The organism is Chryseomicrobium excrementi, assembly GCF_002798305.1.
GTDB classification, from domain to species: Bacteria; Bacillota; Bacilli; order Bacillales_A; family Planococcaceae; genus Chryseomicrobium; species Chryseomicrobium excrementi.
The window spans coordinates 282,636-297,422 of the sequence record NZ_PCGR01000002.1 but is presented as its reverse complement, the minus strand read 5'-3'; the positions used below and the strand labels follow the sequence as shown (position 1 = coordinate 297,422).

13 protein-coding genes and 1 riboswitch are annotated in these 14,787 nt (G+C 43.3%); of the genes, 8 read left to right on the top strand and 5 right to left on the bottom strand.

All coding sequences use genetic code 11. From position 1 onward, the window contains the following. Positions 1 to 78: 78 nt before the first annotated feature. Complete coding sequence (locus tag CQS04_RS06155; protein WP_100353292.1) at positions 79 to 1,638, top strand: BCCT family transporter; 1,560 nt, start codon at positions 79 to 81, stop codon at positions 1,636 to 1,638. Positions 1,639 to 1,706: 68 nt separating this feature from the next. On the opposite strand, the gene CQS04_RS06150 is transcribed toward CQS04_RS06155, so the two are convergent. After that, positions 1,707 to 2,897 carry a CynX/NimT family MFS transporter gene (locus CQS04_RS06150; RefSeq protein ID WP_100353291.1) on the bottom strand — a complete coding sequence of 397 codons (1,191 nt, stop codon included), beginning with the start codon at positions 2,895 to 2,897 and terminating at the stop codon, positions 1,707 to 1,709. Between the two features lie 225 nt (positions 2,898 to 3,122). Between CQS04_RS06150 and CQS04_RS06145 the strand changes: the two genes are divergently transcribed. Beyond that, positions 3,123 to 3,344: a hypothetical protein gene (locus CQS04_RS06145; protein WP_094943468.1), complete on the top strand. Its 222-nt coding sequence runs from the start codon at positions 3,123 to 3,125 to the stop codon at positions 3,342 to 3,344. Positions 3,345 to 3,505: 161 nt separating this feature from the next. Next, positions 3,506 to 3,595: riboswitch (cyclic di-GMP riboswitch) on the top strand. A 106-nt stretch (positions 3,596 to 3,701) separates the two neighbouring features. Beyond that, positions 3,702 to 4,511, top strand: a complete 810-nt coding sequence (locus CQS04_RS06140; protein ID WP_133118810.1) for an amidase — start codon at positions 3,702 to 3,704, stop codon at positions 4,509 to 4,511. A gap of 17 nt (positions 4,512 to 4,528) precedes the next feature. Here the strand turns inward: CQS04_RS06140 and CQS04_RS06135 are convergent, their stop codons facing one another. Beyond that, positions 4,529 to 6,010 carry a phytoene desaturase family protein gene (locus CQS04_RS06135; protein WP_100353289.1) on the bottom strand — a complete coding sequence of 494 codons (1,482 nt, stop codon included), beginning with the start codon at positions 6,008 to 6,010 and terminating at the stop codon, positions 4,529 to 4,531. Between the two features lie 138 nt (positions 6,011 to 6,148). Between CQS04_RS06135 and pepF the strand changes: the two genes are divergently transcribed. Further along, complete coding sequence (gene pepF / locus CQS04_RS06130) at positions 6,149 to 7,957, top strand: oligoendopeptidase F (RefSeq protein WP_174688391.1); 1,809 nt, start codon at positions 6,149 to 6,151, stop codon at positions 7,955 to 7,957. 75 nt (positions 7,958 to 8,032) lie between these two features. After that, the gene (locus CQS04_RS06125) at positions 8,033 to 9,007 is read left to right on the top strand and encodes a class I SAM-dependent methyltransferase (protein ID WP_100353287.1); all 975 of its coding nucleotides are present in this window, start codon (positions 8,033 to 8,035) and stop codon (positions 9,005 to 9,007) included. A 35-nt stretch (positions 9,008 to 9,042) separates the two neighbouring features. On the opposite strand, the gene CQS04_RS06120 is transcribed toward CQS04_RS06125, so the two are convergent. Both CQS04_RS06120 and CQS04_RS06115 read right to left on the bottom strand, forming a co-directional pair. Then, complete coding sequence (locus tag CQS04_RS06120; protein WP_100353286.1) at positions 9,043 to 9,942, bottom strand: acetamidase/formamidase family protein; 900 nt, start codon at positions 9,940 to 9,942, stop codon at positions 9,043 to 9,045. A 21-nt stretch (positions 9,943 to 9,963) separates the two neighbouring features. Then, entirely contained in the window at positions 9,964 to 10,527 is a 564-nt protein-coding gene (locus CQS04_RS06115) for a hypothetical protein (protein WP_100353285.1), read from the bottom strand. An 85-nt stretch (positions 10,528 to 10,612) separates the two neighbouring features. Here CQS04_RS06115 and CQS04_RS06110 point away from each other — a divergent pair, with 85 nt between their 5' ends. The 3 genes from CQS04_RS06110 to CQS04_RS06100 are packed head-to-tail and all read left to right on the top strand — an operon-like array spanning position 10,613 to position 13,165. After that, complete coding sequence (locus tag CQS04_RS06110; RefSeq protein ID WP_100353284.1) at positions 10,613 to 11,581, top strand: ABC transporter ATP-binding protein; 969 nt, start codon at positions 10,613 to 10,615, stop codon at positions 11,579 to 11,581. An 8-nt stretch (positions 11,582 to 11,589) separates the two neighbouring features. Then, entirely contained in the window at positions 11,590 to 12,225 is a 636-nt protein-coding gene (locus CQS04_RS06105; protein WP_094943726.1) for an ABC transporter permease, read from the top strand. A gap of 16 nt (positions 12,226 to 12,241) precedes the next feature. Then, entirely contained in the window at positions 12,242 to 13,165 is a 924-nt protein-coding gene (locus CQS04_RS06100; RefSeq protein WP_245858764.1) for a glycine betaine ABC transporter substrate-binding protein, read from the top strand. Between the two features lie 320 nt (positions 13,166 to 13,485). Here CQS04_RS06100 and CQS04_RS06095 read toward each other — a convergent pair whose 3' ends face one another. Then, the gene (locus tag CQS04_RS06095; RefSeq protein ID WP_100353811.1) at positions 13,486 to 14,700 is read right to left on the bottom strand and encodes a NupC/NupG family nucleoside CNT transporter; all 1,215 of its coding nucleotides are present in this window, start codon (positions 14,698 to 14,700) and stop codon (positions 13,486 to 13,488) included. Positions 14,701 to 14,787 lie beyond the last annotated feature (87 nt).

The following is a 14,787-nucleotide window of genomic DNA, read 5'->3' as shown; positions in this document are numbered from 1 at the left end:
TTAGGCTAGCGTTTTTTGTTTACTATGAACTTCTTCCGGGTATAGGTAAAAAGACTTACATAAAGGAGGCGGTGCAATTTGAATGCATCAACGTGGAAAAATAAAGTGTTTCTTATCTCGGCAGCCATTATTCTGTTCTTTGTTATTTTAGGTGCGACGGCTCCCGTACAATTTGGAGAAGTAGCTGGATCTCTTTTCGGATTTACTACAGTTAACTTTGGATGGTTTTATTTACTGTCTGTATTTCTCATCATTCTATTCTTGATCTTTTTAGCAATCAGTAAATATGGAAAGATTCGATTGGGCGGTGAAAATGAAAGACCGGAATTCAACTTTTTCACTTGGATCGGAATGCTGTTCTCTGCAGGTTTTGGTGCAGGTTTAGTATTTTGGGGTGTAGCGGAACCTATGAGTCACTTCTTTACGAGTCCTGTTGCTGATGTGACACCTCAAACAGAACCAAGCGCTCGACTAGCGATGGGCTATTCATTCTTCCACTGGGGAATCAGTCAATGGTCTGTATTTGCTATGGTAGGACTCGTCATTGGATTTCTACAATTTCGTAAAAAACAAAATGGACTTGTATCTACAGCATTAGAACCCGTTACAGGAACAAAACCAGCTGTCAAAGGAACCATCGATGTTTTAGCAGTAGTTGCTACAGTGATGGGTCTCGCTACTTCTATCGGATTAGGTATCCTTCAAATGAACGGCGGATTGAATGCGGTATTTAATGTACCGAATGCATTTTGGGTTCAAATCATCTTGATTGCCATCATGTTTGTGGCCTATATGCTCTCTTCCACAACTGGACTTTCTAGAGGAATCAAATATTTGAGTAACTTGAACCTATCCCTTGCGATCATTCTTTCCCTTTTTGTTTTTGTAACAGGTCCTACTGTTTTTATCCTCGAAACATTTGTCTTAGCTCTTGGGGATTATATTACTAACTTTGTACAGTACAGTCTTCGTTTGCAACCCTACCAACAAGGGGTGTGGGTGCAGGATTGGACCATTTTTTATTGGGCTTGGGCAATCGCTTGGTCACCTTTTGTGGGAGCCTTTGTAGCTCGAGTCTCAAAGGGGCGCACAATTCGAGAATTCATTGCTGGCGTTATGGTGATTCCACCTGCTATTGCGATGGTTTGGATTGCTATTTTCGGAGGAACTGCTCTCTATAAAGATCTAAATGAAAATGCAGGTATCGCAGAGGCAGTGAATGCGGATTTGACGCTTGCCTTGTTTGAGACATTTAACCAGTTACCGTTTAGTGCGATTACATCTCTACTAGCGATTCTATTGATTTTCACTTTCCTGGTTACTTCCGCAGATTCTGCAACCTTTATTTTGGCAAGTATGACTAGTAGAGGTAGCTTGAATCCCTCTACTCCACTTAAATTAGTTTGGGGAGTCTTAATGGCTTTAATTGCAGGTATTTTATTATATGCTGGAGGGCTCAATGCACTTCAGACTGCTTCTTTAATTTCAGCGCTACCATTTACAGTTCTATTGCTTCTATTACTAGTAGCTATGTACAAATTGCTGAAACGAGAGCCAATTCCCATCTCAAAACGAGAACTACGCCGATTTAAAGAGATTCAAGCACACATTGAAAAGACCGAACAAGATAAGGACTAAGATTTGTACCTATTGAAAAAACTCGCTTTTCCACATTTAAAAGGTGGATAAAGCGAGTTTTGTTTTTTCTATTCTCTTACAAATCGATTGCCTGCTGCATGAAGTGCTACTACTAATAAAAGCACACAAGTCACAATGAATAAGATCGTCGGCACATACCAACTTCCTGTTGTTTCATTCACAAACGCAAACAACACAGGTCCAGCTGCCGCAAGAAGATATCCGATGGACTGCGCCACTCCAGATAGTTCGGCAGCATCCATAGCTGTTTTTGTACGCAACGAGAACATCATCATCGTAAGTGCAAACGACGTTCCTCCAGCAAATCCAATCAAAATCATCCATAAAATCGTTAATGTACCGTTCGGATCAAGTAATAATCCAGTGAATCCGACAATGTACAGAACACTGAAGAACCAAACTAGTGGTCGCTGATTTGCCATTTTAGATGCCAAAATTGGAGCAATGAACGTCATCGGAAGCTGTGCGAACTGCATGAACGACAACATGTAACCGGCTGAGTCTGGATTCATGCCTTTTTCAATCAACATAGCCGGTAACCAAGCTGCTGTTGTATAGAAAATCAAAGATTGAAGCGCCATCATTAAAGTAACCGCCCAGGTTACAGAAGATTTTAGAATCGACGGATTCTCCACTACTTCTGCAGCTGCATCTACAGGCTCTGACTTGCGATGCTTCAACTGAGGCAACCACACAACCACTGCTATGATACCTAGTAACGCCCATACACCTAGAGCTCCTTGCCAACCGAATGATGTATCTGCTGCAACTGGATAGGCAATACCTGCTCCAAGCGCTGCAGACAAGTTCATTACTACAGAAAACACTGCAGTTAATAGTCCAACGTGAAGCGGGAAACGGTCTTTAATGACCGATGGAAGCAAGACATTCCCAAATGAAATCGCAACACCGATAATTGCCGTACCAAAAATCAATAAAGTAACCGATCCACCCGAGCGCAAAGCAATACCTGCAATCAATAAGACAATTGACCATAATAGAGTGGCTTCTGTGCCAATCTGCTTTGCCACTTTAGGAGCAAAAGGAGAAACAACAGCAAATGCCAAGAGTGGGATGGTTGTTAGAAGGCCCACCAATGTTGTAGACATCGACAATCCATTTTGAATAAATTCTGTTACTGGTCCCACTGCTGTTAATGGCGACCGAAGTGTCAGTGACAAAAAGATAATTCCGAGAATAAACAACAAGAGACCTTGTTGCTTCGTTGATTTTGTCATAGTTATCCTACTTTCTATATACGCTAATACTAATTATTTTTTTCAAACCTTATTTAGTATACACTATTTCATCTTCAGATGTCAGACCTCTGATTTTTTCTATGTGATTCGCCCTATTTTCATGCACAAAGGTTTGTCTATTTCGTGACCTGGGTATTTCCTAATCAAGCACTTACATCACAGGAAATACAAACGAATTCAAACTACCCTTTAGGAGGAATTACAATGGAAAAATTAGCAGCAGGTCAAAAATGGTGGAAAGTCGGCGCGGCCGCATTCTTATCTCTTGGACTATTAGCAGGTTGTGGCGACGGCGTCGATCAAGACAATGTCGATGATGGAACAGAGCAAGAAGTTGAAGAAGATGTGAATGACGCTGGAGAAGAAGTTGAACAAGAAGTCGATGAAGCAGAAGATGATATGAATGATGAAGAGGATTCAGAGTAATCTCACCTTTTTCACTAAAGCCCACACGTTTCTGTTGTGGGTTTTTTTACTGGGTATTTCTATGCTCCTAGTTTCTCATAAAATTTGTGGAAATTTTCATCGCAATTATGAAGTTTAGCATCTAGAAAAGTTGAATTTCCGTTCTATACTATTCATAAAGATAATGAAAAAGGCAAACTTGCTCGAAAGACAAGGACGCAAAGCCATGAGCCTACCCATTGGAAACAATGTACGGTCGTCAGGTTGCCATCATCCCTCAGGATGACTGGTGCATTTAATCACTCGGAGGGATTCTTTATGAAAAAATTTATTACACTCTTCTTCCTTTTTATTTTTCTCCTTGGAGGCACACCTACTATGGCTCAAGCACAAACTCCAGATCGCGCAACTTGGTTATGGAATCCGTGGATGTTTTATGAGCAACCTCAAACGACTTTAGATTTTTTAGCTGCAAAAGATATCAATACCGTCTTTGTACAAATTGATCGCGACATTCCAAAAGCGAAGTACCATGCTTTTATTCAAGGTGCACACAAGTTGAATATGAAAGTCTTGGCTTTAGATGGGGCTCCAAATTGGATCAATAAGACGGGTGCTAAAGCTAAAAATAATTTCAAGAACTGGCTTAGCAACTACCAGACATATGCTCCAGCTACAGCTAGATTTGATGGAATTCATGTAGATATTGAGCCTTATGCGTTGGCAGAATGGGAAACCAAACGAGGCGCTACGGTACGCAGCTTTCAAGACGTCATTGTTGAATTGGCCAATTTTTCTAAATCAAAAAATCTTCGTTTTGAAGCAGACATCCCATTTTGGTTTGATGAGATTCTCTACAATAACGCAGCTTATGGGAAAGGAAATTTAGCAGAATGGTCCATCAAATCTACTGATGGGGTCGCCCTAATGTCCTATCGCGATACGGCTCAAGCGATTATCGAAATTTCTAGTAAAGAAATGGCTTGGGGACAACAATACGGAAAGAAAGTTCGAGTTGGGGTAGAGACGATGCAATCGGTAGACTATCCATTCATCAGCTTCCATGAAGAAGGAGAAGCGGCTATGGAGCGCGCACTTGTAGATGTACAAACTGCCTTTGGAAGCTACTCTTCATTTGCAGGGATTTCTGTTCACCATGTTGGTAGCTGGATGACTTTACAACCTTAACTAGCAAAGAGGCTGACTCATATCAGCCTCTTTTTTGTGATAGAACGTGCCACATGTAAGCCGCTAGTTGTTACCCCTATCGTCCCCCCACCTGGAAAGATATGATCTCCACACAGGTAGAGTCCCGGTAAGCCTGATCTATGTGATGCAGCGCCGAACAGCGCATGCCAAGGTGTCTGCGCAAACCCTCCTACATATCCGCTAGTGCGTAGCGTGTAATTTTCCCAGCCCCTAGGTGCTCCATCCTCAATCACATCGATTGCATCTCGGAACCCCGGATAATACTTTTCTACCGCCTCAAGAATTCGCTCTTTCATGAGCTCTCGGTAGCTGTCATACTGTTCCTTCGTCTTCCAGTGTTTCAAATCGGTATGTGTTGAAATGGTAACTGTCTGATAGCCCTCTGGTGCTCGCAAAGCGTCCTTTGGTTTAGATGCGGAAACAAAGAAATGCCACCCTTCATCCATCTCGCCATGTGCACCGTGAGAAATTTGCTGAAACGGTTGTAGAGGCTTTCTTAGCTTTGCAGAGTCAATTGCGATGTATAACGAATACGTTCCCCAAGTAGTTTTGTCAGGCATCGCTTGCAACGGTTTAGCTAACTGCTCCCATTGATGAGCTTCTAAAAGGGTCTTCAATTGCCGCGGATCTCCATTAAACACGACGTAATCCGCTTCATCATTTCCACCGCGATGGTCCTCTACAAGCCAGCCACTTCCCTTACGTGTAAGCTTCGTCACACGACGTGGTTTCTTGATCCGTCCTCCTGACTGTTTCACAGAAGCCGCCAACCATTCTCCAAACTTATAGAGACCTCCCTGTACGTAGTAGGCTCCTTCATGATAAATATCTAGAGCTATACATGAGAACAACGCTGAGGCCTCTCGAGAGGTCGTTTGCATACTATCAATCAAAATCCCATCGAGTACATGACGAAACGATTCGGCCTGATCCAACCCATGTTTATTCAACAGTACCTCTAGTGGTTGAAGCAAGATGGGTACAAGACGCGTATGTACAGGCCTCAAGGCTTTGACAATCTGTGTTAGATCTTCCAGCCGCTCAGGAGGCATAACAGGTAATGGCTCCATTAATGTACGAATGGTCTTAGCCAGCTGGAACACGTCTGCGTAAAACGCTCGAATGGATGAAGCATACTCCGGAAAACAGGCACATAGCGTTTCTACGTGCTTTTGACGGTCTGCATAATACGGAATAGAAACTTCTGGATGGTGGAGTACCATAACTGGATCTAAACGTTCCGCTTCTACTTCGATATCTAATTTGCGAAACACCCGATTATGAATACCTCCTGGTTCTAAAGCCATCCCTAGTGTCGCACCAGCTGCAAATACATACGGATGACGTTGATACTTCCCTGCGCAGCCTGCAAGCTCTGTCATCGCTTCAAGAACTGTAACTTCGTATCCTTCATTGGCAATGAGAGCAGCAGCTGTCAACCCTCCTATTCCGGAACCTACCACAACGACTCGCTTCATCGAACTTGTCCCCCTTTTCTTCTTACAGTAAAAAATTCATCTATAAAACGCAATTTCCTTGCCTGACACTTTCTATTTTTCTGATTAATCGGTATACTTACTATTGATTCGAAAACCGTAATAGTTAGGAGAGAAATCATGAGTTTACCAAACCGCAACGAGATCCCAACACAAGAAACTTGGGATTTAACACACCTATTTGCAACAGAAGAAGACTACAATGCTGCCATCGTCAAAGTGAAAGAAAGCGTTGAATCCTTTGAAAAGACGTACCAAGGAAACATCACAACTGCCGAGGATGTTGTGAAAGCTGTAGCAGCCTACGAAGACATCTATAAACAGATTATTCCTATTGGTACATATGCAAGTCTTGCACTCAGCGTCGATCAGACGAACGAAGAAGCGCAGATGCGTGCAAGCAAATTCGGCTCTACCTCGGCTCAACTAGGTAGCCAGATGGCGTTCTTAGAGAGTGAACTGCTAAACCTTTCAGAAGACGTTTTATTAGAGGCTAAGAATCAATCTGATGAGTACAGTCACTATTTAGAGGAATTGCTTCGTGCGAAACCTTATCAACTGCACCCTGAAGTAGAAAAAACACTAGCTGCTCTATCTACTGTGTTTGACGGTCCTTACGAGCTTTACAACACAACGAAAATGGTAGACATGAACTTCCCAGACTTCGAAGTGAACGGCACGAAACACGGTCTTAGCTACGTAGCATTTGAAAACGAACTGGAAACAGAAAATGACACAGAAGTTCGTCGTGCTGCATTCGATGCATTCTCTGAAAAATTGCGTCAATACCAACACACGACTGCAAAGACATATGACATGCACATCCAACGTGAGAAAACTGTAGCAGACCTTCGCGGCTACAAGAGCATCTTTGACTACTTGTTGTTCAATCAAGAAGTAGACCGTTCGTTATACGACCGTCAAATCGACTTGATCATGAACGAATTGGCACCACATATGCGCAAATACGCGAAGCTTCTGCAACGTGTTCACGGTTTAGAGAAGATGACGTTTGCGGATCTTAAAATTTCATTAGACCCAAGCTACGAGCCAGAAGTAACGATTGAAGAATCTCGTAACTATATGCAAGACGCACTCGGCATCATGGGCGAAGACTATATCGATATGGTCAACCGTTCATTCGATGAGCGTTGGACAGACTTTGCTAACAACAAAGGAAAGTCTACAGGTGCTTTCTGTTCAAGTCCTTATGGTCACCACCCATATATCTTGATCTCTTGGTCTAGCAAGATGAATGAAGTATTTGTACTTGCTCACGAGCTTGGACATGCAGGTCACTTCTACAATGCTCACAAACATCAAAACATCTTTAATTCACGTCCATCGCTTTATTTCATCGAAGCTCCGTCTACTATGAATGAAATGCTGATGGCAAATCACTTATTAAGCACGTCGAATGATCCTCAGTTCAAGCGCTGGGTCATCTCTTCGATTGTAGCCCGAACATACTATCACAACTTTGTCACACATTTATTAGAAGCAGATTACCAAAGAAAGGTTTATGAACTAGTAGATTCAGGGAACAATGTAAATGCAGGAACATTAAACAAACTAAAACGTGAAACTCTTGAACAGTTCTGGGGCGATACTGTAGAAATTACAGAAGGTGCTGAACTAACTTGGATGCGTCAACCACACTATTATATGGGCCTTTACCCATACACTTACAGCGCTGGTCTGACAATCTCTACTCAAGTTTCGAAACGTATCTTAGAAGAAGGTCAACCGGCTGTAGATGAGTGGTTACAAGTTCTACAAGCAGGTGGCACGAAAAAACCTGCAGAGCTTGCGAAGATGGCAGGCGTGGATATCACGACTGAAAAGCCTCTACGCGACACAATTGCTTACATCGGTGAACTGATTGATGAACTTGAAAAACTAACAAATGAGATAGAAGCTCAGAACTAATCCTCTGTCCGCTTCTGTCTTTCTGAAACGACCTAGACTCTAGGTCGTTTTCTAATAAAGTGAGGAGTGGACGGTATGGTTAGACAGTGGAAACGCGTATGGGAAGCACGAAAATGGATGAAGCAAAATGAAGGGTTTTTACCTACTTGGCATGCCTATCTAGGCTACCGTTTAAACTTCTTTGATGAGTTGCAGCAAAACGGAACGGTCGGTGCACACGTGAAAGACCGTGAGCTCCTAGAGAACTGGATACAAACCGGTTTAATCCTTGGACATTTAAAGAAAAAAGGCGATAAAGTCTACCCAAGCTCGCAAATGAAACAATACTTCTCAAAATCTAGCGACGTTGCCATCGGTGACTTGCTTGTTGAGATGATGGAACTACATATTCCGTCGCTGATGGACTATGCGCCTGTCTTAAAAGGTGAAACACCTCGCAGAACTTTTGATGGAGATGAACACGGAACGGCTGTGGCCACTACTTCATCTTTCATCGAACAGATCAGCTACCGAGCTGTTAAAAAAGTGGTTTCAGAGATTGGATGTGAAACGATCCTGGACATCGGTTGCGGTAATGCAGGCTATATTCGTCGTCTAGCAGAAGAGTTTCCACATAAAGAGTTTGTCGGCATCGACCTTAACAAAGCAGTCGTTGAAGACGCAAAACGCAATACAAAAGATTTGAGCAACGTGCGTATTGAGCAGCAGGATTTGCGTGAATGGGATAATGAAGGCAAGACTTTCAAATGCATTATGATGCACAATCTACTTCATTACTTCTCACCTGTAGAGCGCATGGAACTCATGAAAAATATTGAAGGGTTGCTCGACAAAGATGGTGGCATTTCACTGATTACGCCTCTCTATTTGTCTGAGCATGGTCAGGAGTTCTCTGCAGCCTTCAATAACTTCTTATCTGTTCACGAAAACCTTCACCGCCTCCCGACTGCGGAAGACGTAGAAGTGTTGGCGGCTGCAATTGGTCGTAAAGTGACGAGCTTGAAGCCAATCGTCAAAGAGGGCGGCTGGTATTCCATTGTAATTAAGTGAAAAAACGAGCCATCCATAACGGATTGGCTCGTTTTTTATAGTAGTGTAGTTTCTAACTGATCCAATATTGATTTCGGGAAGACCGCACGCACTGTCATGAGTGGGTCTACCATCTGACAGATTTCCACATGCCCTACAGCACTCATCAACATTAACGCGTCTTCTAACGATAAATTCGTATAGGCGACAAGTCGCTTTACTAGAAGGTCAGTGGCAAGCTGGGATGCTTCATCAAGCGTCTTAGCTGAAGCAATTTGAGTAAAGTTCCTCGCATTCTCTAAAATAGGTTGCTCCAATTTTAAATCTTTAACGACCTCTAGCTTCACTGTCACGGCTCCTGCTACTTCCACACCAGAAACCGAAACTTCACCGTCTCCCATCGCCGCATGAAGATCTCCTAATGCAAACAGGGCTCCTGATACATTGACCGGGAAATAGAGCGTGGCTCCTTCTGTCACCATGCGGTTGTCCATATTCCCTCCGTGGGCACCTGGTGTTCCACAATTAATCTCGCCTTCTTTTGGAGCAACTCCGATGACACCAATCATTTTTCTAACTGGTAAGCTCAGCTGATTGAATAACACTCGACCGTAGCGAACGTGCATGACTTTGACTTTCATCTCTTCCACTTGGTCTCCCAGTGTCCCGAGTCCTGGCCCCACCATCATGACACCTTTAACATCCGTTTCAATAGCCAGGATGGTGACTTTAAGTGCATCTCCAGGCTCTGCGCCTTCCACATAGATCGGTCCTGTGGCAGGATTGATCTGATTCCAGTCCAGTTCTGTCAAAGGCTGTTTTTCAGACTGAATTTGATCGGTGAAACAATCATATGTCTGAATAACTAAACTCTCCCCCGATTTCGCATGATAAATCGGAGCATGATTTGGTGAAAATGAATAGATTTTTCCTTCGGTCTTTTCTATGACTTTCATAACAATCACTCGCCTCCACCCTTAGTTTTCAAGCTCATCATACGTCAAAGGAATCTTTTGCCCTCGTATTAAGGAGTTCAATTTCCCTTGCGCTTGTGTGACGAACCTGGTCTCATTGACCTCAGTCGAGTTTCCGTCCTTAAATCTAAATGTGTACCACGAAGGGTCCTCCGCTTCCGGTGGACGCACGTGATAAATGACTTCTTCCACGTCACTCCACTCGTACTGTTGTGTTTGTGATTCAAAAGGATAGCGGTACACGATGCTCTCCTCTGTGACTTGGAAATACCCTAAAGCAGCCCCATAAAAACAAACCCCTGACGCTACGAGCAGTGAAAGAGCGACAAATACTGTCCATTTTTTAACATTCGCAAGCCATAATACTAGCGGTGCTGTCACGAATGCTCCGACAGCGATTCCATAGATCCAATAACTTCTCGGGTAAACATATGTAAACAAACCGTCTCGAATATAATAAGCGGTCTCTGTAACAATGACGGGAGCCAATAACCAAATAATGGGTGAAAATAACAGCAAGCAGATGGCAATCGCCATAAAGACATGTCGTGGACCATAATTTCTCATAAAATCTCTCCTGTTGTCGTTTACTCGGCTGCATAGATGGGTATAAAAGTACTATTTCCAACTTTATTTTGAAAGGAGACTGCATATGATTGAGCTACAAGATGTGACGAAAATTTTCCCGGACGGCACGAAAGCTTTAGATTCTATCAACGTGACCATTCCGGAAGGCAGTTTGACGGTCGTCATCGGTCCCAGTGGTTGTGGGAAGACGACACTGATGAAGTGCATCAATCAATTGGAAAAACCAACATCTGGTACCATTTCTATACATAACAAACCTATTTCTAGTATACCTGAGGTCGAGCTTAGGCGCGATATCGGATATGTCATTCAGCGGATTGGCCTGTTCCCTCATATGACAATTGAAAAAAATGCGAGTCTTGTTCCTCAACTTAAAAAGTGGCCAAAAGAAAAGACACACGCTCGTGTGAAAGAGCTCATGTCTTTAGTTGGCTTGAACCCCGATACGTATTTGAAACGCTATCCCCTTGAACTGTCTGGCGGCCAGCAACAGCGTATTGGATTTGTCAGAGCTTTAGCTGCGGACCCGTCTATCTTGTTAATGGATGAACCCTTCAGTGCATTAGACCCTATCAGTAGAGAGCAACTTCAAGATGAATTGATTTCCTTACAACAGAAAATCAAAAAGACCATTGTGTTCGTTACGCACGATATGGATGAAGCGCTGAAAGTAGCAGATTGCATCATCCTGATGCGCAACGGGAAAATTGAACAGATAGGGACACCTGAAGAAATTATCCAAAAACCCGCTAACGAATTCGTTACACAATTCATTGGTGCTGAACGACTGCAAAAAAACCGTTCTTGGCTGGATCAACCATTGCATACCCTTCCACTCGATTACAAAAAAGAGCTTGACCCTGCGATTCGTTCTTTCCGTATCAGTAACACAGCAACTGTTCGAGAAGCGATTCAACAATTTGAGAAACATCAAGTGAGTCATTTGATGGTCGCAAGCGGGAATGAATTGGTCGGTTTTATTGATCACTTCACACTTTTACAAAGTGCGACGAATCTGGAGGTGGGTGCATGAGTGCATGGATGGAGTTCTGGGATACTGTTCAGTCCCGTAGTGATTTAATTTGGGAGTCGTTCGTCCAACATATGTACCTGTCTTTTGTAGCGTTATTTATAGGACTACTGATTGCATTACCTCTAGGTATTCTTGTGGCTCGTTACCAACGATTTGCGGAACCTGTCATCGGGGTTACTGCAGTCTTTCAAACGATACCGAGTCTTGCACTGTTTGGATTTCTCGTCCCTCTAATCGGGATCGGTTCTACAACGGCTTTAATTGCTTTAACAATCTATGCCCTACTGCCGATAGTCCGCAATACATACACCGGTATCACAGGAATCGATTCTTCCATCATTGAGGCCGGAACCGGTATGGGAATGACCAAAGGAGATATTCTGTGGCGCATACAAATGCCACTCGCTCTGCCATTCATCATGGCAGGTATTCGTACGGCTACTGTATTAACGGTTGGTATTGCTACACTCGGAACATTTGTAGGTGCCGGTGGTCTTGGAGACGTGATTTATCGAGGCCTTCAATCTTACAACAACTCATTGGTACTAGCAGGAGCTCTTCCTGTTGCCTTTATAGCATTATTCTTTGACTTCACACTCAAGTGGGTCGAAAAGCGTAGTACCCCAAAAGGGATGAACCGATAACAAGGAGGAAATGACAATGAAGACATGGAAAAAGGGAATGTTTGTGACGATGAGTGCTTCAGCACTGATTCTCGCAGCGTGTGGAAATGATTCAACTGGAGGCGAAGGTGGCGACAACGAAATCGTCATCGGAGGAAAGCCATGGACCGAGCAGTTCATCTTACCTCAGATTATTGGACAATATTTAGAAGCAAATTCAGATTACGACATCAAGTACCAAGAAGGACTTGGTGAAGTAGCGATTTTAACTCCTGCAATTGAAAAAGGCGATATCGATATCTACGTCGAGTACACGGGTACCGGCCTGAAAGACGTTTTGAAACTTGAGTCTGAAGTGGGAGAAAGTTCAGAAGACGTCTTCAACCGAGTTAAAGAAGGCTATGAAGAAGAATTCGAAGTAACCTGGTTAGAACCACTTGGCTTTGAAAACACCTATACACTTGCTTATACAGAAGACAGTGGGATTTCTGCTGAAACTTATAGCGACTTAGCCGAGCTATCTAAATCCCAAGATATGATTTTTGGTGCCCCTCATTCGTTCTACGAACGTGTAGGAGATGGGTATGATGATTTAAGCGAAACGTATGGTTTTGAATTCTCTTCTACGGAGAGCTTAGATCCAAACATTATGTACGAAGCGTTGAAAAATGGCGACGTGGATGTCATTCCAGCCTTCACAACAGATGGCCGTATTGAACGTTTCAACTTGCAGATGACGGAAGACGATAAAGGATTCTTCCCGAAATACGACGCTGCTCCAATCGTTCGTATGGAAACCCTTGAGCAGTTCCCAGATTTAGAAGAACTGATCAACGGCTTAGCAGGCATGATTTCTGAAGAAGAAATGATCGCGATGAATGCTCGTGTAGATATTGACGGAGATAAAGCTGAAGATGTAGCACGTGATTTCTTGATTGAAAAAGGATTAATCGAAGAGTAGAAAAAAACTCGATTCCATTCGCTGGAATCGAGTTTTTTTGTTTTAGGACGAGCCTGTTTCACATCTAAGAGTAATCGAGTTGCACAGGCTAGAAGCACACTCAAAAATCGGACGCACCCTATGAAGCACAAAACGCCTCACAGGGCACGCCCGATTCCCGAGGAGCTTCTGGGCAAGCCTGTTCCACATCTAAAGTAATCGAGTTGCAGGCGTTAGAAATACACGCAAAAACCATTCACCCCAACCGAGGCAAAGAACGCCTCACTTGGTGCGCCTGGCTTTCGCGAGATTTCTGACCAAACGCCTTTCACATCTAAAAGTTAGAAAAACATACCCGCAATAGAAGCGCTTAGTAGCGAAGCGAGTGTACCTGCTGCTACGGCACGAATACCAAGACGAGCGATATCCGGGCGGCGGTTTGGTGCAAGGGCTCCAAGTCCACCTAGTAAGATTGCCATCGAGCTCAAGTTGGCAAATCCACAAAGTGCAAAGCTGACAATTAAGACAGTCTTAGGTGACAGGTTTGCAATTTCTGGTGCGAACGAAGAGTATGCGACAAACTCATTCAATACTAATTTCTGGCCGATGTAAGAACCCGCTTGAACAGCCTCTACCCATGGCACTCCAATTGCAAATGCAAGTGGTGAGAAGATATATCCAAGAATCAATTCAAGAGAAAGGTTCGGTGCTCCTACAAGACCTCCGAAGAATCCAAGAATTCCGTTGATCAATGCAATCAAAGCGATAAAAGCAATCAACATAGCTCCAACGTTCAAGGCTAGACGGAGACCGTCACTAGCTCCATTGGCTGCAGCATCAATGACGTTTACTGAGTTTGTGTCTTTTTCCATCTCAAAGTTGGAATCATCCACTTCTTCTGTTTCTGGCATCATCATTTTTGCCATGACCAGACCAGCTGGTGCAGCCATAAAGCTCGCTGCTAATAAGTATTCTAATGGAACACCTAGTAACGCATATCCGACAAGAACGGAACCTGCAACAGAGGCTAGTCCCCCTGTCATGACAGCAAACAATTCTGATTGTGTCATTTTCGCGATAAACGGACGAACTACTAATGGTGCTTCTGTCTGCCCTACGAAGATGTTCGCTGCAGCTGAAACGGATTCCGCTTTACTTGTACCTAGCAACTTAGCTAGCCCACCACCAATAAATTTAATGATGATCTGCATAATTCCTAAGTAGTAAAGAACCGAAATTAAAGAAGAGAAGAAAATAATGATCACGAGTACTTGGAATGCGAAGACGAATCCAACACCGTTTTCAGCATCTCCAAGAGGACCAAATACAAAGGCAATCCCTTCGTTTGCGTAGCTGATCATGTTTTGGACCGCGTTCGTTAGCCATAACAGACCATCACGACCCACTTCCCATTTCAATACGATAAAAGCAAAAAGAACTTGAATCGCTAAACCACCAATGATTGTACGTGGTTTAATAGATTTCTTTGCCGAAGACAATAAAAATGCAATTCCAAGGACGACAACAATACCTGCAAGACCCCAGAGAATATTCAACATGTGCACCTTCTTTTCGTTTAGTGTGCAAGATCGCGAAAACGCTTTCTTACATGATTCACCCCTTGAAGATGTCTGACGACAGAC